Source organism: Enterococcus sp. DIV0176 (assembly GCF_050528535.1).
Lineage (GTDB): Bacteria > Bacillota > Bacilli > Lactobacillales > Enterococcaceae > Enterococcus_B > Enterococcus_B thailandicus.
Genome location: NZ_CP172879.1, coordinates 1,314,880 through 1,340,423 on the forward strand (window position 1 = coordinate 1,314,880; position 25,544 = coordinate 1,340,423).

Annotated in this window: 22 protein-coding genes; 17 read left to right on the plus strand and 5 right to left on the minus strand. The window is 37.5% G+C overall.

Annotated elements, in window-relative coordinates; translation table 11 throughout:
• The first annotated feature begins 34 nt into the window (after positions 1 to 34).
• From IGJ66_RS06185 to IGJ66_RS06210, 6 genes are all read left to right on the plus strand, one after another.
• Complete coding sequence (locus IGJ66_RS06185; protein ID WP_071868346.1) at positions 35 to 607, plus strand: accessory gene regulator B family protein; 573 nt, start codon at positions 35 to 37, stop codon at positions 605 to 607.
• A gap of 161 nt (positions 608 to 768) precedes the next feature.
• Positions 769 to 1,191: a MarR family winged helix-turn-helix transcriptional regulator gene (locus IGJ66_RS06190; protein WP_067481951.1), complete on the plus strand. Its 423-nt coding sequence runs from the start codon at positions 769 to 771 to the stop codon at positions 1,189 to 1,191.
• A gap of 36 nt (positions 1,192 to 1,227) precedes the next feature.
• On the plus strand, positions 1,228 to 2,187 hold the full coding sequence (locus tag IGJ66_RS06195; protein ID WP_095803627.1) for a ring-cleaving dioxygenase: 960 nt from the start codon (positions 1,228 to 1,230) through the stop codon (positions 2,185 to 2,187).
• 14 nt (positions 2,188 to 2,201) lie between these two features.
• Entirely contained in the window at positions 2,202 to 3,095 is an 894-nt protein-coding gene (locus tag IGJ66_RS06200; protein WP_430616364.1) for a VOC family protein, read from the plus strand.
• 12 nt (positions 3,096 to 3,107) lie between these two features.
• Positions 3,108 to 3,716, plus strand: coding sequence for a flavin reductase family protein (locus IGJ66_RS06205; RefSeq protein WP_349702423.1), 609 nt, complete (start codon positions 3,108 to 3,110; stop codon positions 3,714 to 3,716).
• Positions 3,717 to 3,767: 51 nt separating this feature from the next.
• Positions 3,768 to 3,977, plus strand: a complete 210-nt coding sequence (locus tag IGJ66_RS06210; RefSeq protein WP_067481959.1) for a hypothetical protein — start codon at positions 3,768 to 3,770, stop codon at positions 3,975 to 3,977.
• Positions 3,978 to 4,142: 165 nt separating this feature from the next.
• Here the strand turns inward: IGJ66_RS06210 and IGJ66_RS06215 are convergent, their stop codons facing one another.
• Positions 4,143 to 4,733: a histidine phosphatase family protein gene (locus IGJ66_RS06215; protein ID WP_067481961.1), complete on the minus strand. Its 591-nt coding sequence runs from the start codon at positions 4,731 to 4,733 to the stop codon at positions 4,143 to 4,145.
• A 237-nt stretch (positions 4,734 to 4,970) separates the two neighbouring features.
• Between IGJ66_RS06215 and IGJ66_RS06220 the strand changes: the two genes are divergently transcribed.
• From IGJ66_RS06220 to IGJ66_RS06250, 7 genes are all read left to right on the plus strand, one after another.
• Positions 4,971 to 5,603, plus strand: coding sequence for a PepSY domain-containing protein (locus IGJ66_RS06220; RefSeq protein ID WP_067481963.1), 633 nt, complete (start codon positions 4,971 to 4,973; stop codon positions 5,601 to 5,603).
• 134 nt (positions 5,604 to 5,737) lie between these two features.
• Positions 5,738 to 6,466 (plus strand): GntR family transcriptional regulator, LSA1692 subfamily, encoded by a 729-nt coding sequence (locus IGJ66_RS06225; RefSeq protein WP_430616365.1) that lies wholly within the window; start codon positions 5,738 to 5,740, stop codon positions 6,464 to 6,466.
• 9 nt (positions 6,467 to 6,475) lie between these two features.
• Entirely contained in the window at positions 6,476 to 7,771 is a 1,296-nt protein-coding gene (locus IGJ66_RS06230; protein WP_430616366.1) for a M20 family metallopeptidase, read from the plus strand.
• A gap of 637 nt (positions 7,772 to 8,408) precedes the next feature.
• Positions 8,409 to 9,359 (plus strand): N(4)-(beta-N-acetylglucosaminyl)-L-asparaginase, encoded by a 951-nt coding sequence (locus IGJ66_RS06235; protein ID WP_430604995.1) that lies wholly within the window; start codon positions 8,409 to 8,411, stop codon positions 9,357 to 9,359.
• Positions 9,360 to 9,389: 30 nt separating this feature from the next.
• A complete protein-coding gene (locus IGJ66_RS06240) occupies positions 9,390 to 9,716 on the plus strand; it encodes a PTS sugar transporter subunit IIB (protein ID WP_067481971.1) in 327 nt (108 codons plus the stop codon).
• A gap of 14 nt (positions 9,717 to 9,730) precedes the next feature.
• Entirely contained in the window at positions 9,731 to 11,086 is a 1,356-nt protein-coding gene (gene celB / locus IGJ66_RS06245; protein ID WP_067481973.1) for a PTS cellobiose transporter subunit IIC, read from the plus strand.
• 200 nt (positions 11,087 to 11,286) lie between these two features.
• On the plus strand, positions 11,287 to 13,320 hold the full coding sequence (locus tag IGJ66_RS06250; protein ID WP_430616367.1) for a penicillin-binding transpeptidase domain-containing protein: 2,034 nt from the start codon (positions 11,287 to 11,289) through the stop codon (positions 13,318 to 13,320).
• Positions 13,321 to 14,154: 834 nt separating this feature from the next.
• Here IGJ66_RS06250 and IGJ66_RS06255 read toward each other — a convergent pair.
• Positions 14,155 to 15,180, minus strand: coding sequence for an SDR family oxidoreductase (locus tag IGJ66_RS06255; protein WP_430616368.1), 1,026 nt, complete (start codon positions 15,178 to 15,180; stop codon positions 14,155 to 14,157).
• A gap of 107 nt (positions 15,181 to 15,287) precedes the next feature.
• Between IGJ66_RS06255 and IGJ66_RS06260 the strand changes: the two genes are divergently transcribed.
• The 3 genes from IGJ66_RS06260 to IGJ66_RS06270 all read left to right on the plus strand — a co-directional run bounded on the left by IGJ66_RS06260 (position 15,288) and on the right by IGJ66_RS06270 (position 18,533).
• Positions 15,288 to 15,731, plus strand: a complete 444-nt coding sequence (locus IGJ66_RS06260; protein WP_430616369.1) for a MerR family transcriptional regulator — start codon at positions 15,288 to 15,290, stop codon at positions 15,729 to 15,731.
• Between the two features lie 222 nt (positions 15,732 to 15,953).
• Positions 15,954 to 16,706, plus strand: a complete 753-nt coding sequence (locus IGJ66_RS06265; protein WP_430616370.1) for a MarR family winged helix-turn-helix transcriptional regulator — start codon at positions 15,954 to 15,956, stop codon at positions 16,704 to 16,706.
• A 132-nt stretch (positions 16,707 to 16,838) separates the two neighbouring features.
• Entirely contained in the window at positions 16,839 to 18,533 is a 1,695-nt protein-coding gene (locus tag IGJ66_RS06270) for an ABC transporter ATP-binding protein (protein WP_430617024.1), read from the plus strand.
• 75 nt (positions 18,534 to 18,608) lie between these two features.
• Here IGJ66_RS06270 and IGJ66_RS06275 read toward each other — a convergent pair whose 3' ends face one another.
• The 3 genes from IGJ66_RS06275 to IGJ66_RS06285 form a co-directional block, all read right to left on the minus strand.
• Positions 18,609 to 19,769 (minus strand): cation:proton antiporter, encoded by a 1,161-nt coding sequence (locus IGJ66_RS06275; protein ID WP_270344523.1) that lies wholly within the window; start codon positions 19,767 to 19,769, stop codon positions 18,609 to 18,611.
• Positions 19,770 to 19,864: 95 nt separating this feature from the next.
• On the minus strand, positions 19,865 to 20,392 hold the full coding sequence (locus tag IGJ66_RS06280) for an HdeD family acid-resistance protein (RefSeq protein ID WP_271014916.1): 528 nt from the start codon (positions 20,390 to 20,392) through the stop codon (positions 19,865 to 19,867).
• 114 nt (positions 20,393 to 20,506) lie between these two features.
• Complete coding sequence (locus IGJ66_RS06285; protein ID WP_075491521.1) at positions 20,507 to 21,931, minus strand: helix-turn-helix domain-containing protein; 1,425 nt, start codon at positions 21,929 to 21,931, stop codon at positions 20,507 to 20,509.
• A gap of 150 nt (positions 21,932 to 22,081) precedes the next feature.
• Here IGJ66_RS06285 and IGJ66_RS06290 point away from each other — a divergent pair, with 150 nt between their 5' ends.
• On the plus strand, positions 22,082 to 25,543 hold the full coding sequence (locus IGJ66_RS06290; protein WP_430616371.1) for a vWA domain-containing protein: 3,462 nt from the start codon (positions 22,082 to 22,084) through the stop codon (positions 25,541 to 25,543).
• The last annotated feature ends 1 nt before the right edge of the window (position 25,544 follow it).

The window sequence follows — 25,544 nt, forward strand, 5'->3', positions numbered from 1 at the left end:
TCCTTATATAATCAAGTTTAGGGGAGATGAAAATATGACAAATGAATATGTTTCACTAGAGGAGAAAATAGCAAAGAACTTAAGTCAAAAGCTTGGCTCAAATTTAAACCTTTCTGAACTTGAAACTGCAAAAATCGAGTATGGTCTTTCGACATTACTTGTTGAATTAATTAAACTTGTCTTTATTTATGCTGTTGCAGCATTCTTACAAATTGTTCCAGCTGTGATTGTTACCCACGTGACGTTTTTCGCCATTCGCCGAAATTCTTATGGCTATCACGCTAGCAAAAGTTGGTTATGTACAATCCAAAGTATTTTTTTATTAGTGATTGTGCCATTTGGTGCCATCTTTTTTGATATTACCATTGGTAGACTTGCTTTTTTAGGCGCTGCAGCACTTTTGACAGTGATTATCGGATTCAAAGGACCAGCAATCGATCCTAAGCGTTTAAAAGCAGGAGTTGAGAAAACACGAATGAAAGCAATCGTTGTCAGTATAGTAATTTTATTCATTGGCGTAGCGATTCCTAGTGATTTTTATCGAATGTGCATCCTGTTAGGAATGACAAGCGCAACAATTCTTTTATTCATCAAAGTTAAAGAGTAGTAAGTTAAAAAGTTACCTTTCACAATGGGAGGTAGCTTTTTTCTTTTCTAAAATTCTAGTTGTGTTTAACTTTAAGACAAATAAATTGCAATTTAAATTCATTCCGGCTATTATTATCTCGAATTAGAGATATTTGTTTTTAAGTAGATGGAGGTGGGAAAATGGAACAAACAACTCAGGCTTTAAATGCGTTCATTGGTTTATTGCGCGTAAGTGGAAAACTGGAAGCTGTGGTGAAAAAAGACGTTAAAAATTATGGTTTGAATATCACCGAATTTTCTGTACTTGAGTTTCTTTACCATAAAGGCAAGCAAACACCTCAAACCATCCAAGAGAGAATTTTGATTGCTAGTAGCAGTACCACCTACGTGATTGATAAGCTGGTAGCAAAAGGTTTAGCCGAGCGCAAAACGAATCAGGCAGATCGTCGTGAAACGTATGTTGCGATTACCGATCCGGGTTGTCAACTAATGGCTGAAATTTTTCCGCAACACGCAGCAACAATTGGTCGATGTTTCGCTGATTTTGAATTAGATGAACTATTGCAACTAGAAAAACTATTAAAAAAAGTAAAAGATAACTGACAATAAATATAACTATGAAGAAACGAGGAAATTGAAATGAATATACAAGATAACCCCTTAGGAATTCACCACGTAACTGCCATGACAAGTGACATTAAGAAAAATTATCAGTTCTTTACAGATATTTTGGGTATGCGTCTGGTGAAAAAAACAGTAAACCAAGATGATATCCAAACATACCACACGTATTATGCTGATGATTATGGTACACCCGGAACAACCATGACATTTTTCGACTTCCCTAATAATCCAAAAGGTGAAAAGGGCACCAATTCAATTTCAAGAATTGGTTTTCGTGTTCCCACTGATGCAGCACTAGAATATTATCTGCGCCGTTTTGATGAATTTGCTGTGAAACATGAAGAAATTTCTGAACTTTTCGGTAAGAAGATTTTACGTTTTTGGGATGAAGATGAGCAAGCTTACCAATTGATTTCCGATGAAACGAACGTAGGTGTTCGTCCAGGTACACCTTGGAAAAATGGACCAGTTCCAACTGAGTTTGCTATTTACGGTTTAGGTCCTGTGGAAATCACAATTTCTTACTTTGATGATTTTCGTGCACTTTTCGAAAATGTTTTAACCTTTAAAGAAATCGCTGTTGACGGTAACCGTCATTTGTTGGAAATCGGTGAAGGTGGAAATGGGGCACAAGTTATTTTAGTAGAAGATACAACTAGTCCTCAGGGGCAACAAGGCTTTGGTGAAGTTCATCATGTTGCATTCCGTTTAGCTGATCGTAGTTCTTTAGAAGTTTGGCAAAAGATTTTTGACGATCTTGGATTACCAAATTCAGGTTATGTCAACCGCTACTATTTTGAATCACTTTATGTTCGATTGGGACATATTTTAGTTGAATTTGCAACGGACGAACCAGGATTTATGGAGGACGAACCTTACGAAACGTTAGGCGAAATCTTATCATTACCACCATTTTTAGAAAATCAACGTGCATCAATCGAAAGCGCGATTAAACCTTTTGATACAAAACGTTAACAAAGGAGAATAGTATGCGTCCATTAAATAAAATTCATCATTTTTCTGCAACCGTTGCTGATTTAGATCAAACACTTCATTTTTATCGTGACATTTTAGGGTTACGCTTAGTGAAACAAACTGTTAATTTTGATGATCCAGATAGTTATCATCTTTATTTTGGGAATCATGATGCAGAGGTCGGTACCATCATCACTTTCTTTTCTTGGAAATATGAAACGAAAGGCAGAGTTGGAAGTGGGCAAGTTGGAACGATGGCTTTTCAAATACCGTTAGGAAGTATGCGTTATTGGCTTAGTCGTTTAGAAGAATTTTCAATTACTACGCAACAAACGGATTTATTTGGAAAACCAACAATTGAATTCGCTGATCCAGATGGATTGACGATTGCTTTAGTTGAAAATCAGAAAACCTCGGAGACCCCGGCGATTCTTAGTTTATATGGCGGCGTATTACTTTCTGCAGATCCCCAAGCAACGGTTCAGCTATTAACGGAAGGATTGGGTATGACTTTGGTACGTAACTCAGCTTTCGGCTACCATCTTGTTTTCGGTGAGGAAGAGGAGCAACAATTGATTGTTCCTAAAGAAACTTTAACTCCTGGTAGATTCGGGCCAGGAACAGTTCACCATGTCGCATTCTTGGTTGAAGATGATTCGTTACCAGATTGGAAAGCGAGATTACAAGAAGACAAATACGTTGTGACAAAAATCAAAAATCGTAAATATTTCCAATCCATCTATTTGCAAGAACATGGGAATGTTTGGTTGGAATTGGCAACGGGGACGCCTGGATTTACTGTTGACGAACCTTTAGAAACACTTGGTGAGGAATTTATGTTACCAGATAAATTTCTACCACAAAAGTCAGCAATTTTAAAAAGACTTCCCAAATTGAATACGTTATAGAAGGAGAAAAAAATGATCCAAAAATCACCTTCAGAATTAACTGAAAGAGAAAATTATAAATTATTGATTGGCTCAATCGTTCCCAGACCAGTAGCGTTAGTAACTACTCGTTCTGAAAATGGAATTGTGAATATTGCGCCGTTCAGCTATTTTTCGATTGTTAGCTCGAACCCGCCAATCATTTCGCTAGCAATTCAACGTAAAATGCACGAATTGAAAGATACAGCTGCCAATCTTTTAACCACAAAAGAAGCTGTTATCCATATTTTAGATGAAGATAACATTGCTGATGGAAACCAAACTGCGGCAACATTGCCAAGAGAAGAGAGCGAATTAACACGAACGACTTTTTCGACGGAGGACGCTCAGATAGTTAAAGTACCTGTTCTCAGAGAATCGAAAATTCGTTTTGAAACAGAACTCTACCAACACATTGAAATCAAAGAAAATGAGCAAATTACTGCGGACTTGCTTTTATTAAAAATCAAGCACTATCAAGTGGATGAATCCATCTATGATGACGGACGTATCTTAATTGAGAAATTAAAGCCTGTCAGCCGTTTAGCTGGCAATAATTATGCTAAAATAGGAGAGATCTTTACCTTGGTTCGCCCTGATTAATGTCGAGTGAGAAAAGAGAAAAATCAATTATACAGATTAGAGGGATTTATGATGTTAAAAATTACTTACAAAACTGCGGCAGATGCCAATGAAATGACGAAAGAATATGCTGAACCAGCAGCTTTCCTGCATGATCAATATTTAGAGGTCCCACCTTTACAAGATTACTATCATGTTGTAGAAGCAACTCTGGATGGTCAAGCAATCGAACTAAAGGATCAAACGATTGGTGGATTATTTAATCAATTGAATCAAAAATAAGAAAGCAAAGAGGCTGGGATATTTCATCCTAGCCTCTTTTTTACTGTGTTCCTAAAATGGTCTCTTCACCAATAAGCGAAAGTTGTTCAAAACTTAGAAAGCAATTCCTGGTAATTTCTATTTCTTGAAGTTAAATGCTTCTTTCACAGTCTAGCTTTTTTAATTTTATAACTCACTAAAATCATGGTTGATTGCCTCTAAAAATTGAAATTCTTTATCTGAATAAGAAAAGACAAGAATACAACAATTTGAAAATTGGACTTTTTTTACTTCAGGGAAAGACAGCCATTTTTGAAGAAACAGATACAAAGAGCCGCCGTGGCTAACGGCTAACACTTCTTGATGGTCAGGTCTTTCCATAATTTCTGTCAATGTATTGACCATTCTCTCCTGTAACTCTTGACTACTTTCACCACCAAAAGGTACAAAAAAATCACCATATGAAGTTTCTCCCGGTGCATGAGGAGGGTTGAGCGACTCGCTTTCGCCTTCAAAGACACCAAAATTCCATTCTTTTAACCCTTTTACTCGCTGATAAGGAAGCGTAGTGACTTGTTCCAACGTATCACAGGCTCTTTCTGAAGTAGAAGCATAAGCGTGATCTAGGGTGATTTGATTGGCAGAAAAATAATTACCAGCTATTTTTGCTTGCGCAATACCTTTTTCTGTTAGTGGTGAATCGCTCCAACCTTGAATTCTTTTTAGTTGGTTGAATAACGTTTCTCCGTGTCGCATAAGGTATAATTTTTTTGTCATTTTCATTCCTTCTTTACGTAAGATTTTGCTATTTGTAGCGTTTACTTTTAGTCTCTAAATAAATCATACAGGCTTGAGTGCACTCTAAGTCAAGCGTTTATTTGAAAATTTCTGACCTTTGCCCCATTTTCCGTTATAATAAATTTAGACAGCTTGAAGAAGTTGGTGGGTGAATGACCCCACTCAGTTGTCAACTTCCTATTTTTAATTGAACATAGACGAAAAGGAGTTAAAAAAATGAAAAAAATTGCTTATTTGAGCATTGCTATCGGCACACTTGGACTATTGGCAGGGTGTCAAAGCAATGAGAAGCAGGATCAAAGCCAAAATCAATCGAACACACAGACGAGCCAAACACAAGCAATGAAAGACAATCACAGTTCAACTACTGCTTCTTCCGTGGCAGGAAAATCAGTTGAAGGTGACTTACGCGTCTCAGTTGAAGAAGCAATCAAAACCTATCAAGCTACTTATCCTGATAGTGATATCACTTCTCTTGAATTAGATACCTCATTTGGTGCTTATTATTACAAGATTGAAGGAGTCAATGACACAACTGAATTTGAAATCAGGGTAGATGGTGTCACGAAAAAGGTGGAGAAAGAACGAGAAGAACAACTTGATAGAGATGAGCAAAATGGTGTAAAACGAAGAGAAGATAAAATTGACATCCAAAATTTATTGAGTATAGAAAAGGCTGCTGAGATTGCTGTCCAGCAAGTTGGCGGCGGAACAGCAACGGATTGGGATCTAGATAAGGATCTTGGTATTACTTTCTGGGAAGTTACTGTTGAAAACAACCAACAAGAAACAACTGTTAAAATGAATGCTCAGACAGGTGAGATTTTAGAAACCGAAGTTGATGACTAAAATAGCTCTTCGAAAAAAACGCTCTCAAAATAATTGAAATTCTTGTCCATAAGATATAGTATATACCGTGAAGTATATACTATATCTTTTTTTGTAAAAAATCAGCCAAATTTAAAGGAGCTCAGACTATTTTTATGGTGGAAAAAGAAACTAGAAATAAATTTACGCAAGTCGCTTCAAAAATTGAACAGCGAATTGAAGAAGGAACCTATGTCAGTTCGCAAAAATTACCTTCAGAATATGATTTAGCAAAAGAGTTTCAATGCAGTCGTTTAACAGTTCGAAAAGCAATTGATCTGTTAATTCAAAAAAACGTGTTAGTAAAACGACCAGGAAAAGGCAGTTATGTGATGTCTCAACAGAAGATTCAAAGTGGGCGCGCAGGTCTCCAAGGGTTTACTGAAGCAGCTAAAGCATATGGTAAAACGAGTAAAACAGAAGTTATTTCTTTTCGAAGATTACTCACAGACAATGAAAAAATTCGTAGCGCACTACAGCTGAATCCGGACACAGCCATTTACGAATTAATTCGAAGACGTTTACTTGATGGTGAGCCAATGACTGTTGAGAAAATCTACTTAGCAGAAAACTTTATCGCAGGTTTTACGATTGAGGATTTTAATGGTTCGTTGTTTGAACTATTGGAAAAACAAGTTGAAATCGCCTATTCTCATCAAGAAGTCGAAGCGATTTTAGTTGAGGAGGAGATGGCAGATTTATTAGATGTTTCCTTAGGCAATCCTTTATTAAGAGTGCAGTCTGTCACGTATGCCATTGATGCAGAACCTATTTTTTATGACATTTCATATTATCGAGCTGACCGTTATACATTTAAAAATACACTAACTCGTTACAGCCAATAGGAGGTCACTATGAACATTCACCAGTTAATCGAAGAGAACAAAGAACAGTTTTATCAAGATTTGAATGAAGTAATAAAGATCAAAAGTGTGAAAGGGACACCCGAAAAAGCAGCGCCATTTGGTCGAGGGCCAAAAGAGGTACTTGAAAAAGCCCTCTCTTTGTCTAAAAGCTATGGATTTGAAACTTCTAGTGTGCAAGATGCAGTTGGGTACGCACAATGGGGAAAAGATTCTGAGTATATTGGAATTGTTGGACATTTGGATGTTGTCCCCGAAGGTACAGGCTGGTCATTTCCACCCTATCAGTTAACAAAAAAGGCCGGACGTTTTTATGCGCGTGGAATCTTAGATAACAAAGGTCCTATTATGGCGTGTCTGTATGGTATGAAGTTATTAAAAGAAGCTGGATTCGTCCCTAAAAAAACGATTCGAATCCTTTTTGGAACAGATGAAGAAAGTGGTAGTTCTGACATTCCGATGTATTTGAGCCAAGAAAAGCCACCGATATTCGGTTTTACGCCTGATTGCAAATATCCCGTCGTTTACGGAGAGCGTGGAATTGTCAACTATCAAATTTTGACTGCTTTTGATACGCAAGAATTAAATCAACTCAGTAATATTAATGGCGATCAAGCAAAAGATCATGTTCCTGACCAATTAGCTGTCACAGTCAATCAGGAAGAAATCATGGTAACTGGGAAACGATCCCCCTCTAATGCACCTGAGTTAGGCGAAAATGCCATTACCTTATTAGCTGAAAAAATCAAGACCAACCAATTATTAACGGGAGAATTACAGGACTATTTTTCTTGGATAGCAGATTCGCTCGCGAATCAACACAACGGGGAAGGATTAGCTTTGAATTTTGAAGACGAAGACAGTGGAAAACTGATTTTGACCCCCTATGAATTGTTGAAAACAGAAACCGGTTTGTCCTTATCTATTGCCATCCGTTATCCTGTTTCCGTAACTGAAGAAGAAGTAACCGAAACGCTTCTTGGACAGTTACCAAAAAATAGCGAGATGGAAATTGTTCGTCGAATCAAAAGTAGTTCGTTTCCTAAAGAAAATCCACTTGTCCAAAAGTTGAGTGCAGTTTATGAAGAGGTAACGAAAGAAGATGGTTCACCCGTAACGACTACCGGTGCAACTTATGCTCGGTTTATGCCAAACATTGTCGCATTTGGTCCTTCATTTCCAGGGCAAAAAGGGATCGCACATAATCAAGATGAGTACATGGATGAACGTGACTTACTGCTGAATTTGGAAATTTATATGAGGGCAATCATTGCTTTGACTGAATAAGAACCCAAAAAAGATCTAGGATAAAAATTTTCCCAAATAGATAGACCGCCTAAAATCCGTTTTTAAAAGCGTTGATTTTAGGCGGTTTTAAAATTGAAAACATGCTGAGAGGGACTAGATTTTTCATTTTTTCGAATAAACGGTACTCAAGAAGTAACTTTTCCACATAGCTTTCAGCCATCTCCAAATATAAGCTACGGCTTTGAGCGACAGCTTGCCATCTTGTTTGGAGCTGAACGTTTTACATCGCAGCCTCTACCCACGGCGTTCAAGAAGCAACTCCTTCCAAATAAGTCTAAATTTCACAAAAATTTGAGAAGCAATTTCTGAAAATTTATTCTGATTTATTGGAGCCAAGCACTTCTTTCACAACCTTACTCACGGTGTTCCCAAAACAACTCCTCCAGATAGTGAGCAAACACTCAAAATAGCTTTTCATATTTTGAGGTGGATGCAAACTATCTGGAGGAGCTAAACGTTTTGTGCCACAACCTTTTTTACAGAAATGAGAGCTTGATTGTTTTTTTATGAGAAAGTCAACTTTTTAATTCTTTCAGTATATACAAAACAGTATATACTAATTATAATATTTTTATGAAAGCGCATTAATTGAAATGAAATAGAAAGGGTGAATAGAATGCAAGGTGCAATTGCTACTTGGCGAATGGCACATGATGGTGTCGTTGAAGCACTACGACTTTTAGAAAAAAATGAACGAGCTGGAGATGCTGTAGAAACACTGATTAAAACTGTGGAGGACTATCCGTATTATAAATCAGTGGGTTATGGTGGCTTGCCAAATGCTCAAGGCATTTTAGAAATGGATGCCGCTTTTATGGATGGCGACTCTTTTAAAATTGGCGCAGTTGCTGGAATTACGGATGTTAAAAATCCTATTTCAGTGGCTAGAAGTTTAAGTGAAGAAAAATTTAACAGTTTTTTAGTTGGAACTGGTGCAACACAATATTCGATGCTGCATGATTTTGAACGAAAAAATATGTTAACACCTCGTGCCCATAAAATTTGGGAAAAGCGATTAAAAGAAATCCAAGAAAAACAGTTGGATCCTTATGATGGTCATGATACGGTTGGTGCTATCACCTTAGATACCTATGGGTCGATGGCAGCAGGAACTTCCAGCTCAGGTTTGTTTATGAAAAAGCCTGGACGTGTCGGTGATTCACCACTTTCTGGTTCAGGCTTTTATGTCGATAGTACGATTGGTGGAGCAGCTGCAACTGGGCTAGGCGAAGATTTGATGAAGGGCTGTTTATCTTACGAGATTGTTCGACTAATGGGCAGCGGAGCTAGTCCACAAGAAGCTTGTGATCAAGCAGTTTATTCTTTTGAAACAAAACTTAAAGAGCGCTATGGGAAAGCTGGCGCATTCTCACTCATTGCACTGAATAAGGCAGGCGAGTGGGGCGTGGCAACCAATGTTGAATTCACCTTTAGTGTCGGTACACAAACACAAGCACCACAAATTTTTCTTGCTAATCCAGGGAAAAATCAGACAACGTTGATTGAACCAATCACGCAGGAATGGTTAGAAGCCTACGAGAAAAGAATCAAAGCACCAATTGATTAAAAATAAAAAAACATTTAAGGAGTGAATTATATGAAGAAAAAAATTTATTTGTTTTGTGATGCAGGTATGTCTACAAGTATTATGGTCAATAAAATGATGGAAGTCGTTCAAGCACACCAGATGCCATTAGAAATTACTGCCTTTCCAGTTGCTAGAGCACAAGAAGTTGTTGAGCAGGAAAAACCGATTGCCATTTTATTGGGGCCTCAAGTGCGCTTCTTGCTCGAAAAAGTTCGGACGCAGTTTTCACCACAAAATATTCCGGTTGCTGCAATCTCTCCAGAAATCTATGGCATGATGGACGGTGAAGGTGCGTTAAAAGAAGCACTTAAATTAATCAAGAAAAATAAACAATAACGTGGAGGTCGACCATGCAAAAATTTTTGAATTGGCTGGAAAAAGTACTAACTCCTTTAGCCAAAGTCATCGGTGAAAATAAATATTTAGTTGCTATTCGTGATGGATTCCTATTGTCAACACCACTATTGATCGTCGGCTCAGTTTTTCTTTTAATTGCTAATTTTCCTCTTCCTCAGTGGAATGAATGGATGTCTGCCTTGCTTGGTGACAACTGGGAGGCAATGATGTCTGTACCTGCTAGTGCGAGTTTCGATGTCATGACCATTTTGGCCGTAGTCGGAATTGCGTACAGTTTAGGGAAACAATTTCATGTTGATGCAATGCAGTCTGGGATTATAGCACTGGTTTCCTTCTTTATTTTAACTCCGTATCAGACATTATTTACACCAGAAGGAAGCACAACTGTTTATGAAGTAACTAGCTTGCCTTTGAAGTGGATGGGGTCTAGTGGGTTGTTTCTTGGAATGATTGTTGCGTTGATCTCTACTCGTTTATTCGTTGCAATGGTACGTAAAGGTTGGACGATCAAGATGCCGGATGGTGTTCCACCTACTGTAGTCAAATCATTTGAAGCACTTATTCCAAGTTTTGTAGTAGTAACAATGATGTTTTTAGTAAACTGGCTTGTTTCCTTGACTTCTTATGGCAATCTGCAAGATGTTATCTTCACCTTCTTACAAACGCCGTTATTAAGCTTAGGAAATACGTTAGGCGCTATGATTATCGCATATCTTTTCTTGCATTTCTTTTGGTTTTTTGGAATCAACGGGAGCAGTGTCGTTGGTGCTGTGTTCAATCCAGTTCTTCGAGCTTTATCCGTCGAAAATCTGCAAGCATTCAAAGACGGACATGAAATTCCGAACATCATTACCGGTCAATTTCAAGATATGTTCGCGACTTTTGGTGGGGCAGGTTCAACCTTGTCGTTAATTGTGGTAATGGTTCTATTCTGTAAAAGTCAACGAATCAAAAAGCTTTCACAATTATCGTTAATTCCGGGGATTTTTGGAATTAACGAACCCGTTATTTTTGGGTTACCGATTGTTTTGAATCCTATTTTGTTGGTTCCTTTTGCTTTAGTTCCAACAATCAATATCATTATTGCGTATTTTTCAATGAATATCGGATTGGTTCCTTACACAAATGGAATTCAGTTACCATGGACAACACCACCAATCATTTCCGGCTTTTTAGTGAGTGGATGGCAAGGTGCTGTGTTACAAGGACTTTTATTTGTTTTGGGGATGGCAATCTATTATCCATTTATCAAAGTAATGGATGTCCAGTATCTTCGTGAAGAGGTTAAGACTAGGGAAGAAGAACTAGATGAAATCAACTTAGATGATTTTGATTTCGATGATATTTAATTTTTTAACTTAAAAGAACCAACAAGACAATGGTGATTCTTGTCTTGTTGGTTTTTATTTATTAGAAAAGACGTGGTACATAAAACAAAAAAATAACAAATTTAAAAAAAATTTAAGATAGCAACCTAGTTGATAGTTAGATATAATAGAAGTGTTTTTAACGACCAACGATGGTTGAAGCAAAAATTGGGAGGATACAGATGAAAAGAAGCGAACAGAAAAAAACAAAAAGCTCTGTCCCATATATTTTAGGCGCTGTAGCACTCATTGCAATAGCTGGTGGGGGATTTTTCTATTATCAACATGATCAAGAAAACAAAACTGTCGATGAAGCGAAAACAACGATTAAACAATTTGTAAAGGCACTTGATAAAGGCGATTATCAAAAAGCAACGACCTTTTTAACAACAGCTACAAAAAAATCGAAATGGACGACTCAAGACATTTTGGATAAGTACCAGAATATCTATGATGCTGTTGATATAAAAGGATATACCGTGTCAGATTTAACTGTCGAAAAAAAGAAAAAAGATACCTATACTTTTTCTTACACAGCTAAAATGAGCACTGCTTTGGGTGAGCTAAAAAATCTGACTTTTGAAGGGACACTGACTCGCGAAAAAACAGGACCCAAAATCAATTGGCAACCTAATTTGGTTTTCCCTACTATGGAAAATGGGGACAAAGTCAGCTTGAACACACAAGAGGCAACGCGTGGTGAAATCCTGGATCGAAACGGGGAAGGATTAGCAACCAATGGCCAGTTGAAGCAACTCGGTGTTGTTCCAAGTAAGTTAGGCGAAGGTGCAGAAAAAGAGGCAAATATCAAAACTCTTGCTGAGAGGACACAACTAACAGAAGATGCAATCAACCAAGCTATCTCACAAAGTTGGGTTCAACCAGATTACTTCGTTCCACTCAAAATCATTGATGGGGAAACACCAGAATTACCTGCGGGTGCAACTATTCAAGAAGTAACTGGACGATATTATCCATTAAGTGAAGCTGCCGCACAATTAATTGGTTATGTAGGTGACATTACTGCCGAAGATATCGAAAAGAATCCAAAATTAAGTAGTGTAGGAAAAATTGGACGCTCTGGTTTGGAAATGGCTTACGATAAAGAATTACGGGGAACCAACGGTGGGAAGTTAGTTATCACAGATGAAAATGGGAATGAAAAAAACGTACTTCAAGAACAAGAAGTGAAGAATGGCAAATCAATTAAATTAACGATTGATGCAAAGGCTCAAAAGACTGCCTACGATGAATTAGGTGGAGAAGCTGGCTCGACTGTAGCTACCACACCAAAAACAGGCGATCTACTCGTTTTAGCAAGTTCACCAAGTTATGATCCGAATAAAATGACCAATGGTATCTCTGAAAAGGACTACCAAGTGTATGCCGATGACAAAAACCAACCATTTATCAGCCGTTTTGCTACTGGTTATGCGCCAGGTTCGACATTTAAAATGATTACTGCCGCAATTGGTTTGGACAATGGCACACTAAATTCTGAAGAGAGCTTAAACATTGATGGATTAAAATGGCAAAAAGATTCTTCTTGGGGGTCGTATGAAGTGACGCGGGTAAGCGATGTGGCACAAGTTAATTTACGAAATGCGTTGGTTTACTCTGATAATATTTATATGGCACAACAAACATTGAAAATGGGAGAAAAAGCTTTCCGAGCGGGCTTAGATAAGTTTATTTTTGGTGAAGATTTAGACCTACCAATCAGTATGAATCCTGCACAGATTTCTAATGAAGATAGCTTCAAATCAGAAATTTTATTAGCAGATACTGGTTATGGTCAAGGAGAATTATTGATTACACCTATCCAGCAAGCAACGATGTATTCCGTTTTTGCTAACAATGGAAATCTTATCTATCCTAAATTAGTTTTAGATGAAAAAACGAAAACGAAAGACAGTGTGGTTAGTAACTCCGCTGTTCAAACAATCTTGCCAGACTTGGAAGCTGTTGTGACTGATCCTAATGGGACAGCACATTCACTCGCTAGCTTAGGAATTCCTTTAGCAGCAAAAACAGGTACAGCAGAAATCAAGGAAAAACAAGATGAAAAAGGGCAAGAAAATAGTTTCTTATTTGCTACAAATCCAGCTAACCAAGGCTATCTCATGATTAGTATGCTAGAGGATAAAAAAGAAGGGGACTCTGCAACACAACGAGCACCAGAATTAGTAAACTATCTAAATGAAACTTATCAATAAAGGTTGTGGCGCAAAACGTTTAACTCCGAAAAAATAATGAATAACTGACAAAAATAGTTTTTCATATTTTTGGACAGGTATGAGTTATTTCGAGGAGTTGTTTGGGGAACACCGTGGATAAGGTTGTGGCACAAGGTGTTTAGCTTCAAGCAATAAGAATTTCTTTCTAAAAACAGTTCCTCATGTTTTTATGAAAGAAGGAATTATTGCCGAAGGAGCTGCCTTGGGAACACCGTGGATAAGGTTGTGGCACAAGGTGTTTAGCTTCAAGCAATAAGAATTTCTTTCTAAAAACAGTTCCTCAAGTTTTTATGAAAGAAGGAATTATTGCCGAAGGAGCTGCCTTGGGAACACCGTGGATAAGGTTGTGGCACAAGGTGTTTAGCTTCAAGCAATAAGAATTTCTTTCTAAAAACAGTTCCTCAAGTTTTTATGAAAGAAGGAATTATTGCCGAAGGAGCTGCCTTGGGAACACCGTGGATAAAGTTGTGGCTCCAAGCGTTCAGCTTCGAAAAAATAACTCTCAACTGGCAAAAAAAGCTTTTCATATTTTTAAACAGTTGAGAGTTATTGCGAAAAATTGCTTGGTGAACACCATCTATTCAGAAAAAGGAGGTATGACAAGACTTTTGTCATACCTCCTTTTTTGTTGGTGAATCATACGTTGAATAAAAATTCCAGCAATTTTTTTGTTAAAGTTTATTATCAAAGCGAATGAAACAATCAATTAAAATCAGCAACCTTAACGAACATTAAACTATTACTGAAAACTTGAGAATCATTTTAGGCACAATCTTTCTTGACCTAAAGAATCGTTGTGTCAGATGCAACCAATCAGCCAATCAAATGGTACTTTTCAAGCGTATCAAGACTTTCCAAAATGGTTTCTTCGTTATTGCTAAGTGGTTCACAACCTAAAAGATCTTTTGCTTTTTGATTACTAACATTGCGATTGATTTCAAGCATGAGTTTGCCTTCTTGCGCAGAAGGATTGAATAAAGCACCCAACTTAACAATAGGGCTGGGTAAAAGATGTTTGAGTTTCATTTGTTTAGCAAGTTCTGGTCGTTTCTTTTTGATAAGCGCAATGATTTCAGCCATAGAGATTTGGCCATCCTCAGTAGCGATAAACCGTTGTCCCTTTGCCTGAGGATGTGTCATTGCTCGAACGTGCAAATCAGCAACATCACGGACATTGACAAGATTTAAAGGGAGGTTCGGCATTGATGAACCGTTGAACAGGCTATTCAATAATACAAAACTACCAGAAACATGTTCATTAAGAGAAGCGCCCATAATTGCGACTGGATTGATTGTGGTTAATTCCAATGACGTGTTAGCATCTTGAATAAATTTCCATGCTGCTTTTTCAGCCAGCAACTTGGATTTCTCATAGGCAGATAAACCTTTTTCATCGGGATTCGTCCAATTTGCTTCCGTTGTGATTGAAGATTGATCTTTGTTACTAAAGCCGATAGCCCCAAAATTTGCTGTCATGACGACACGTTTTACCTTTGCTCGTGTGGCAGCTTTTAAAATTCGCAGTGTTCCTTCTTCTGATTGCTGACCAATAGTCATATCTTTATTTTTGGCATCGAAAAGAGGAGAGGCGACACTCAAGACATAGGTGATACCAGCCATTGCTTCCTCCCAACCTTCCTCTTTAGCCAAATCAGCTTGAATGAAACTTAATTTTTCAATATTTTTCACCTGATTATTTCTCAACGTCTTCCGAACATCTGCTTGTTTATCAAGGGATCTTAACGTTGCACGGACTTCGTATCCTTGATTTAAAAGAGCTAAAATAATTTGCATGCCCAAGTAACCATTTCCACCTGTAACTAATACTTTATCTGTCATTTTTCTATCTCCTTATCAGTTGCTTTTTCTGATTCATTTGTTTATGCTACTTATACTAGACCCTAGACCATACTCTATGGCAAGAAAAAAAGAAAAAAGGTGGAAAAATGAGTTACTCAATCAAAGAAGTCTCTCAAAAAGTCGGGCTATCTATTTACACATTACGATTCTACGACAAGCAAGGCTTACTTCCTTTTGTAGCAAGAAATGACGCAGGTTATCGTGAATTTACAGATGGTGACTTAAATCTGATCCATACGATTTGCTGTTTAAAGGAAACTGGAATGAAAATAAGTGATATTCGACAGTACATTGAATTTGTCATGGCTGGTCCTGAAACGGTTGATTCACGAAAAAACCTTTTATTGAGTCACCGACAAGAGGTATTAGAAAAGCAGAAAAAAATCGAAGAAAGTTTACAAGAAATCGACTATAAGATTGGTATGTACAGCTCGGAGGATGCAAAGAAACAAGTTGCTTTAGAAGTAAACTATGCAATTGCTGAAAAAGAAAAACATGGTTTATCGAATCCTTATGCGGGATTTAACTAAAAAAAACAAGACGTGTAATAAACTTCGCCGCGCGGTGAGGTTTATTTTTTTGCAAAAAAATTAGCTGGAAAGAAAGTGATGAAAAGAATTCTGTAACACAATCTAGTTGATTTTTTTTCATTAAATAATTTATAAAAAGTAGTTGACAAATAGTTCGGTGCCGAACTATAATAACTAACGAAATAAAGTTCGGTACCGAACTAAAAGAAAGGAATTTTGAAGATGAGTGAATTATCTGAACGTTTGATGAAGCAACTACGTTTTATTAGTGAAGCAAGCAATGCTTTTATGAGTCAAAAAAAGCAAAAATTTACTGGGCAACAACGAGTTTTGGCAATTTTACGACTAGAGGATGGATTAGTCCAAAGCTACCTTGCTGAAGTTTTAGATTTACGACCAAGCTCGTTAGCAGAACTAATGAAAAAAATGGAAAAAAGTGGGGATGTTACCCGTGAGGAAGATGAAAATGATAAACGAACAAAACGCGTTTATTTAACGGAACAAGGAAGAACAAAAGCGGAAAAGAATGCATCCTTCAAACAAGAAAATCAAAGCGAAATCTTTTTTGCTGGTTTAACTGAAGAGGAGCAAACAACTTTTAGCGACTTATTAGAAAAAATCTCTAGTGGATGGAGCGGTGAATTTCATCGTCAATCAGAAAAGTTTATTGATCCATTAGATCGTTTCCAAGCAATGCAAGAAATGCGGGAAGCTTTATTTGAAGAATACGGTGGAGATTGGCAAAACTTACCACCTGAAGATTTACGAAAAATGCGTCGCGAAATGAAACGAATGATGCGAAAATCGCCATTTGGTGAACATGGTGGTCGTCCAGACTTTTCACAAGATTTTCCAAATCGATTTGGTCGTGATTTTCGACGTGAGTTTTGGAGAGGCGGTCCAAATGAAAGACAGCATCCGTTCAACAAAGATGATTCGCAAAGAAACAATGATGATGAGTGGGAAGATTTTTAACGATTAAAAATTTTAGAACAAGTTTTGAGGTATTAGGAGGAAAAGAACATGGCACGAGGCGGAGGCGGACAACCCGCAAGATTTGCTGAAGAACTACCAGCATCTACTGGAACATTTAAATTCAAAGATTTTATGAAATTGATTAACAGTGTAAGCTCCAAGAAAGGTTTGTTTTTATTTGGGATCTTACTCAGTCTAGTCACAAGTGGAGCAAGTTTGGTCGTCCCACAGTTAACAAAGGGGCTGGTTGATACCAGTGAATTATCAAAAATTGACGGGAAAATGGTCGCAGTGCTACTTGTTGCATTTGCCGTTTATCTTGGTTTTGGAACGATTGGTGGTTTTTTACTTCGTTATGTTGGTGAACATTCTGTTAAATCCCTAAGAGAAAAGTTATGGGCACATTTACTTCATTTACCTGTAGGTTATTATGATGAACATAAATCAGGTGAGAGCAGTTCTCGTTTAGTAAATGACACAACGGTGATCAAAGATTTAGTGACGACTCAATTTCCAAACTTTATCACTGGTGCAATCCAACTAGTTGGCTCAGTTATTATTTTGATCATTATGGATTGGAAGATGGCGACGCTGATGTTTGTTGCAATACCAGTCGTCATGATTATCATGATCCCAATTGGTAAGATGATGTCTAAGATTGGTCGTCAACTACAAGGTGCGACAGCTGATTTTAATGCCGATGCTACAGAAAAACTTGCTGAGATTCGTTTGATCAAATCAAGTAATGGCGAGGAAGCAGAAAAAAATAGTGGTCGTACGTTTATCGAAAAGATTTTTGTTTTAGGTGTCAAAGATGCCAAAATAGAAGCTGTTTTACAACCAATCATGATGACAGCAATGCTTGGATTGTTTGTTGGAATCCTTGGCTATGGTGCCGTACGCGTTCAAGCAGGTACGTTAACAAGTGGCGAATTAGTTGCATTCCTTTTGTATCTGTTTAATATCATCACGCCCGTGACAAGCTTTGCGATGTTTTTCTCTCAAGCGCAAAAAGCAATGGGGGCAACGGAACGTATCCAACAAATTTTGGAAACAACGGTTGAAAAGAACGGTGAAGTAGCTGTCGATGTTGCAGGAAAAACGATTCAAGCAGAAAATATTTCTTTCAGCTATGAAGAAAATCATCCAATTCTAAAGGATATTTCGTTCTATGCAAAACCCAATACAGTGGTCGCTTTTGCTGGACCAAGTGGTGGCGGGAAGTCAACGATTTTCTCTTTACTTGAACGATTTTACCAACCAACAGCTGGTAAAATTACAGTTGGCAATCAAGACATTCAATCGTTTAAATTGAGCGAATGGCGTTCACAAATTGGCTACGTGTCACAAGATAGTGCTGTTTTCGCTGGAAGTATTCGAGATAATTTACAATATGGTTTGGGTAGAACTTTGACTGATGACGAACTTTGGCACGGCTTAAGTTTAGCGTATGCCGATCAGTTTGTTCGTGATTTTCCTGAACAATTGGAGACTGAAATCGGGGAACGTGGTGTGAAATTATCAGGTGGCCAAAAACAACGAATTGCGATTGCCCGTGCGTTTTTACGAAACCCACAAATTTTGATGTTAGATGAAGCAACTGCAAGTTTGGATTCACAATCAGAAGAAAAAGTCCAACGTGCATTAGATCATTTGATGAAAGGACGAACAACCTTAGTCATTGCCCATCGTTTATCAACAATTGTTGATGCGGATCAAATTTACTTCATTGAAAAAGGAACAGTTACTGGACACGGAACTCACAGCGAGTTGATTCATTCCCACAACTTATATGCTGAGTACGTCAATGAACAAATCGTTAATTAAATTTGTTAGTAAATAGGAAAGAAAAAGGTAAAACAAAACGGACTATCGTTTTGTTTTACCTTTTTTATTTTGATTTCAATTTACTTTAACAGTATAAATCTTTCTCGTAAAATGTTTTAAAATCAATGGAGAAACTAAAGTCGTTAGTAAAATGATGATTACTAATGGTGAATAATACCGTGCTTCAATCAACTTACTTTGTTGTCCAATTTGTAAAATAATCAGAGCCATTTCGCCACGTGAAATCATTCCCGCACCAACCATCAAGGAACTATTTCCAGAAAAGCCAGCAACTTTTGCGCCGAAATAACCACCGACCAGCTTCGTCAAGATTGCAACAATCGTAAAGGCAAGAATGAAGAAAAGTTGACTTCCGAAATTGGCGAAATCTACTTCCAGTCCTACACTGACAAAGAAAACAGGAATAAAGACGGAATAACCTAAAGCCTCTACATTTCGATAAACTTCCTGTTTGACTTTTGTCTGACTAACAGCAATTCCTGCAAAAAATGCTCCGATTACTGAACTAAGACCAACTAGATCTGCGACAAAAGACATCCCCAAACAGATGACTAGGGAAACAATGATCACAGCAGAATTTGCATAAATTTTTTCTGCGAAAGACATCAATAGAGGAGCAATCCATTTAACCAACAAGAAAATAAATACGAAATAAATCACTTGTTCCAATAAAATCAGTGGAAGAGATGTTTGGTTAGCTGTGTCACCAGTCAAGAACGAAAGACTCAAACTTAGCACTAAGACAACTAAAATATCATCTACTACAGAAGCTCCAAGGATGGTTGAGCCTTCTTTAGTATTGACCACATTTAATTCCTTCAATACCTCAACTGAAATACTTACTGAAGTTGCTGCAAGGATAATTCCAAAAAACAGTGCTTCATTTAGCGGCACATGAAAAGCTTCACCTGTGAGCCAACCAAATACTACTGGAAATAGAATTCCTAACAAAGCAACGAACATACCGGGCTTAAAATACTTTTTGAGTAAAGATAGATCGCTTTCCAAACCCGCAAGAAACATTAATAAAATCACACCGATTTCAGAAAAATCATGTACTAAAATGTTGGGATGCACCCAATTTAAACCTGCTTGTCCTAGAATCACGCCGACTAACAACTGCCCGATTACAGCGGGAATCCCAATACGACGTGAAAGATGTGAACCAAGCGTTGTCGCAATCAAAATTAGACACAAGGTTCCAATAAATTCCATTTGATCATTTCCTTTCATTTGAATAAAAAAGAAACAGCACACCTGCTACACAAAAATCAGGCGAACCATTTCTCTTGATACAATTAACACTTAGCTTAGTTGATCGTCATTTTTTTTAATTTGAAAAAGCTGATTGCTTCTGACACGCCCATGACAATGAGCATTACCCCAAAGATTTGGAATAAAACTAACAAACTAGCAAATGGGTTGAACAACAAAACGATTCCGCCAATCAATAACAGCACACTGTAGATAAGCCATGGTGTCGATTTCATATTCAATCCCATAATCAATTGGAAAATGCCGTTACAAATAATTGCTAAGCCTAACAAAATCGGTAAAATCGAAGCAATTGCTGGTGCAAAAAACAACACGACCAATGCCAAAATCAGAAAGATGATTCCGCTAAACAGACCAAAGCCCCAGCTTCCGACTTGTTTTTTACGTTTATAATCTTCAAATAAATTGAAAATACCTAACAAACAGAAATAAGCAGTAATCAGATAACCAATCAGATTAAAAACAGCTCTTGGATTAATAACGATCAATACACCTAAAACGATATAAATAATAGCTCTGACTAAAGCATAAGTTTTAAAGTTTCTTTTTAATCCCTCAATCATACGAAAACCTCCTTTTCTTTCATTCTATAACATAAACTGTTAGTTTGCCAAGAAAACCGATTAGCATTCACCACTAAAAATGCAAGATAACTTATTTTAGAAATAACGCAGTAATCAAAAATCCAACAGGTCTAACAATTCACTTTCATTTGAAAATAAAATAGCGTCATTAATCAAGACGCTTGGAACATCAGTCTGTGGGATAGGTTGATTGGTGATAATCAGATCAAATGCGTTTAAATCATAGTCAACGACTTCTTCATCTGTAATAGCTAACATATCTGAACGGATTTTGTGTAAAGAAAGTGTCGCATGAACATAATTACCAATGTACTGGCTATGATTGATTCCCATATCACTGACAACTAAAATCTTTTTAGATGCTACAATGCTTTGATTGATGCCTGGATAGCCATTCAACAGCCAAAAAATATAGGAAGAAGAATGGTTTAGTAAATTGGTTTCTAATAGAGCGGAAAAGAAGTGCAGTTCTGCTTGAAGTCTTGCATATAAATGGAGTTGAGTAAAGTGAATATGTCTTGTGAACAAAGTTGCTCGTTGTGTTAATTCCGTTGTATCAAACGGAATTAGTCGAGAGAATAAATAAAGACAAGTCAAGAGATGCACGATAAAATCGACTGCATCTTCTGTGAGTTGCTCAGTTTGTGAAAAAGAATTGAATTTTAGATTGGTACGGATTTTTTCACTGATATCCTTTTTTTCCTCATAAGAATATTGTTGGAAAGGTCCTTTTTGAAAATGGTAGAGTACCTCTTGATACGTTTCAACATCTAAGCCAATCAAATACTGGCTTAAAAAGACATAATCTTCGTGTTTGATTTTCATATTTTCAGGAGATTGTCTCTCGGAATAGAGTGGAAATCCCTGTTGCTCTCGCTCCAAGCTAACCATGAAATACATAATAAAAAAAGTATGCTCGTAACTATTATCACCACTGACAATATTTAATTGACAGTGGTTACGACGCATCAATTGCTTCACTTCCTTTTTGTCTAGTTGGTAAGGTAGTGCGTAGTGACCGTAGTAGATCAAAAAGAAAAAGGTAACGAAAATTCGTAATGATAATTCACCTTCTGTACTTGTTAGTTGATAGCCCTGGTCAACAACAATTTTCAGTGAATATTTCTCCAATACTTGATTACACTGTTTCAATTTTCGAGCAAAGGAGGAGCGGCTGATACAGATCGTGTCACAATAATATTCAATCGTATTGCCTGGATTTTGAATGAATTCGTTCAATAGTTGGGTATTTGTTGAGGTTTGTGCCATATCCGTTAACATTTGTAGATAAACTGAGACGTTGAACCTTTCCAAGCGATAGCCAAGTTTATGGGAAGTTTGAATCGTGAATACTGATCCCCAACGCTGTTTGATTTCTTCAATATAACGAATAAACGTTGACTCAGAGCTTCCAATATATTTTGCAAGTTCTTTTTTAGTCATCCATTTGTCAGAAATGGATAATATTCTAATAATTTCTTCCATTTTCCGATAATTATCTTCCAATAGCCTAATCATATTTTTTCCTCCCCAACCCTTTACTTTAATGAAACAACCATCGAAAGAATGAAGCAATCTCATAAATGAAACCGCTCGGTTTAAAAACTGGTGTGATTTAATTACTGGCTTCTTCGTATAATAATTATTAGATTAGAATAATGAAAAATTGTGCCATTAGCTATTCTAATTGAATTATTGACCCACAAAGGAAAGGAGAGAATAGAAATTAAATTATTGAAGAAACTTGGGGTTATTGGCGCTGTGCTATTACTTGTTTCATCTTATTTAATGCCAATCACTGTGAAAGCAGAAGCTGTTGATACCGTTGATATCACGTCAGCACAGATAACAACAGATGAAAAAGATCAGACCTCTTTAAATGTGGATCTGAATCTTATCAATCAGACAGATGCTGCACTAAAAAAAGAAATCAAGTTGACGAACGCTCGCTTGATTGATACAAAAGAACTTCAAAAAGATGGCTACTCTTATCAAGTAGAAGATCATATTCTCAGTTTAACAATTGCCAGTGGAACAAATCAGCAAGTTCAACTTTCGTTAGCTGTTGATTCTCACTCCTTAGATGTAACCCAAACACCTAAGTTATTGTACGAAAAAAATGAATTTGAAGTATCTTTTATGCCTGACGAAACTACGAGTGAGACGACTCCAAAAGAAACGGAGACTGACAGCACGACAGATAACACTATAGCAGAAGAAAGTGATGTCGAGCCAACGTCAGAAGAAATTGTTCGGCCTTTCGCCGAAGCAAAAATGGCCACAGCAGCCGATCTTTCCCGAAAAGAACATGAGTCGATTAATCCACAGTACACGACCGACAATTCAGGCACTTATCCAACAGCTAGTTGGCAACCAACTGGTAATCAGCAAGTCATCAACCATCAAGGAAATAAACAGGGAAGTAGCACTGAATGGGATGGGCAAACTTCTTGGAATGGTGATCCGCTAAATAAAACGAACTCGTATATCGAATATGGTGGTACTGGCGACCAAGCAGATTATGCAATTCGCAAATACGCAAAAGAAACTTCCACGCCCGGACTATTTGATGTCTACTTAAATGTTCGTGGAAATGTTCAAAAAGAGATCACACCTTTAGATTTAGTCTTAGTCGTTGACTGGTCAGGAAGTATGAACGATAACAACCGAATCGGAGAGGTTCAAAAAGGCGTAAACCGTTTTGTTGATACATTAGCTGATAGCGGAATTACTGACAGTATCAATATGGGTTACGTAGGTTATTCAAGTGATGGCTACAAAAACGGAACAGTTCCGATGGGCTCATTTGACTCTGTGAAAAACCCAATCAAAAATATTACGCCAAGTAGTACAACTGGTGGTACTTTTACACAAAAAGCATTACGTGATGCCGGTAACATGTTAGCAACACCAAATGGACACAAAAAAGTCATCGTTCTACTAACGGATGGTGTACCAACATTTTCATATCATGTTAGCCGTGTTCAAACCGAAGCTGACGGTAGTTATTACGGTACGCAGTTTACTACGAGTCAAGACAAACCCGGAAATACTTCCTACATTTCAAACAGTTACAATGCGCAGGACCAGAACAATACGAATCGTCGAATCAACAGTACCTTTATCGCAACGATTGGTGAAGCCCTAGCGCTAAAACAACGCGGAATTGAGATTCACGGATTAGGTATTCAATTACAAAGTGATTCAACTGCTGGTTTATCGAAACAAGAAGTTGAAAATAAAATGCGGCAAATGGTTTCTGAAGACGAAAATGGCGATTTATATTATGAATCTGCTGACTATGCACCAGACATCTCGGATTATTTGGCAAAGAAAGCCGTGCAAATTGCCGGAACCGTTGTGAACGGAAATGTCACTGATCCAATTGCTGAACCTTTTATTTATGAACCAGATACTTTAAGTATTAAAAGTGTTGGCTCAGTTCAAGTCCCATCTATGCCAAGCATTACAATGGACGGAACAACGGTAAAAAGTAATGGTATTTATTTAGGAAAACAGCAAGAAATCCAAATTCATTATCAAATTAGACTTCAAACGGAATCAGACTCATTCAAACCAGATTTTTGGTATCAAATGAATGGACGAACAACTTTTCAACCAATGGCAACGTCAAGTGAACTTGCAGATTTTGGTGTTCCTTCTGGTAAAGCTCCTGGGGTCAAATTGAATTTCAAAAAGATTTGGGAAGAATTTGATCAAGATACAAGTAGCCGACCAGAAAGTGTTACCTATGAAGTCACACGTCAACAAGTGACAAATTCAGCAAATTGGCAGACTGGTTACATCAAGATTTCTAAACCTGAAAATGACACTAGTAACACATGGGAAAGAACCGATATCACACAGTTATCAAAAACAGCTGATGATTCTTATGATGAAACCCTTAGTCTTCCTCAATACAACAATCAAGGGAAAAATTTCAGCTATCAGATGACTAATGAAGTGGCAGTCCCGGGTTATGACCAAGAAAAAGTAGATGAAACAACTTGGAAAAACACGAAACAGTTTAAACCATTAGACTTGAAAGTGATTAAGAATTCTTCAACTGGTGAAAAAAATCTCGAAGGAGCAATTTTTGAGTTAACTGGTGATGGCGTCAAAACAACGCTAATTGACAACCAAGATGGCAGTTACTCATTGCCTAAAGAGGTTCGCTTACAAAAAGGGGAAAAATATACACTGACAGAGCTTCAAGCTCCGGCAGGCCATGAACTAGGCGAAAAAACAACTTGGAACATCGAAGTCACGAATCAAGGGACAGTCAAGATTGATGGAAAAGAAGTAACTACGAGCAATCAAGTAATTACGCTAGAAATTGAAAATCAGTTTTCCGAATTACCAATCAATATCAGAAAGTACACGTTGCAACACGGTAAGCAAGTTAATCTAGCAGACGCAACATTTGAATTGCAAAGAAAAGACGAACAAGGGACTTATCAAAAAGTGGGTACCGAAAAAACAAATCAATCTGGAATTGCCCATTTTGTAATCAATCAGTCTGGGACTTATCGCTTGGTCGAAACAACTGGCCCACTCGGCTACGATACGCTTGCTGGAAATTATGAATTCAAAGTCGATAAATATGGCCAGATTCATTACGATGGTAAGAACATCGATCAGGATGCAACGGAGTGGACAGTGACGCACGAGAATCATCTAAAAGCTTTTGATTTGACGGTGCACAAGAAAGCAGATAATCAGACAGCGTTAAAAGGTGCAAAATTCCGCTTAACTGGTCCAGATACAGATATTGAATTACCAAAAGATGGCGAAGAAACAGATACCTTCCTCTTTGAAAACTTACAGCCTGGTGAATATACTTTGACAGAAACATTTACACCTGAAGGATATCAAGGACTCAAAGAACCCATTAAACTTGTGATTAACGAAGATGGGACAGTAACTATTGACGGAAAAGAAATCGACGATGTGCTCGTCACTGGTGAACAAAACAATCAAATCAGTTTAGATGTAACGAACCAAGCAAAAATTCCTCTACCAGAAACTGGTGGAATTGGTCGTGTTTGGCTCTACTTGATCGCTGCAATTAGTTTAGCAACAGTCGGTGGTTATCTATTCATCAAGCAACGAACAGAAGGAGAGGTGTAAC

What these genes read in the sequence shown, in the direction of transcription:
- celB (WP_067481973.1), top strand. Translation starts at nt 9,731, where the DNA reads ATGCAAAAATTTTTGAATTGGCTGGAAAAAGTACTAACTCCTTTAGCC.
- IGJ66_RS06215 (WP_067481961.1), bottom strand. Translation starts at nt 4,733, where the DNA reads ATGACAAAAAAATTATACCTTATGCGACACGGAGAAACGTTATTCAAC.
- IGJ66_RS06250 (WP_430616367.1), top strand. Translation starts at nt 11,287, where the DNA reads ATGAAAAGAAGCGAACAGAAAAAAACAAAAAGCTCTGTCCCATATATT.
- IGJ66_RS06270 (WP_430617024.1), top strand. Translation starts at nt 16,839, where the DNA reads ATGAAATTGATTAACAGTGTAAGCTCCAAGAAAGGTTTGTTTTTATTT.
- IGJ66_RS06255 (WP_430616368.1), bottom strand. Translation starts at nt 15,180, where the DNA reads ATGACAGATAAAGTATTAGTTACAGGTGGAAATGGTTACTTGGGCATG.
- IGJ66_RS06240 (WP_067481971.1), top strand. Translation starts at nt 9,390, where the DNA reads ATGAAGAAAAAAATTTATTTGTTTTGTGATGCAGGTATGTCTACAAGT.
- IGJ66_RS06285 (WP_075491521.1), bottom strand. Translation starts at nt 21,931, where the DNA reads ATGATTAGGCTATTGGAAGATAATTATCGGAAAATGGAAGAAATTATT.
- IGJ66_RS06205 (WP_349702423.1), top strand. Translation starts at nt 3,108, where the DNA reads ATGATCCAAAAATCACCTTCAGAATTAACTGAAAGAGAAAATTATAAA.
- IGJ66_RS06235 (WP_430604995.1), top strand. Translation starts at nt 8,409, where the DNA reads ATGCAAGGTGCAATTGCTACTTGGCGAATGGCACATGATGGTGTCGTT.
- IGJ66_RS06260 (WP_430616369.1), top strand. Translation starts at nt 15,288, where the DNA reads ATGAGTTACTCAATCAAAGAAGTCTCTCAAAAAGTCGGGCTATCTATT.
- IGJ66_RS06280 (WP_271014916.1), bottom strand. Translation starts at nt 20,392, where the DNA reads ATGATTGAGGGATTAAAAAGAAACTTTAAAACTTATGCTTTAGTCAGA.
- IGJ66_RS06210 (WP_067481959.1), top strand. Translation starts at nt 3,768, where the DNA reads ATGTTAAAAATTACTTACAAAACTGCGGCAGATGCCAATGAAATGACG.
- IGJ66_RS06275 (WP_270344523.1), bottom strand. Translation starts at nt 19,769, where the DNA reads ATGGAATTTATTGGAACCTTGTGTCTAATTTTGATTGCGACAACGCTT.
- IGJ66_RS06220 (WP_067481963.1), top strand. Translation starts at nt 4,971, where the DNA reads ATGAAAAAAATTGCTTATTTGAGCATTGCTATCGGCACACTTGGACTA.
- IGJ66_RS06230 (WP_430616366.1), top strand. Translation starts at nt 6,476, where the DNA reads ATGAACATTCACCAGTTAATCGAAGAGAACAAAGAACAGTTTTATCAA.
- IGJ66_RS06265 (WP_430616370.1), top strand. Translation starts at nt 15,954, where the DNA reads ATGAGTGAATTATCTGAACGTTTGATGAAGCAACTACGTTTTATTAGT.
- IGJ66_RS06195 (WP_095803627.1), top strand. Translation starts at nt 1,228, where the DNA reads ATGAATATACAAGATAACCCCTTAGGAATTCACCACGTAACTGCCATG.
- IGJ66_RS06225 (WP_430616365.1), top strand. Translation starts at nt 5,738, where the DNA reads ATGGTGGAAAAAGAAACTAGAAATAAATTTACGCAAGTCGCTTCAAAA.
- IGJ66_RS06185 (WP_071868346.1), top strand. Translation starts at nt 35, where the DNA reads ATGACAAATGAATATGTTTCACTAGAGGAGAAAATAGCAAAGAACTTA.
- IGJ66_RS06190 (WP_067481951.1), top strand. Translation starts at nt 769, where the DNA reads ATGGAACAAACAACTCAGGCTTTAAATGCGTTCATTGGTTTATTGCGC.
- IGJ66_RS06200 (WP_430616364.1), top strand. Translation starts at nt 2,202, where the DNA reads ATGCGTCCATTAAATAAAATTCATCATTTTTCTGCAACCGTTGCTGAT.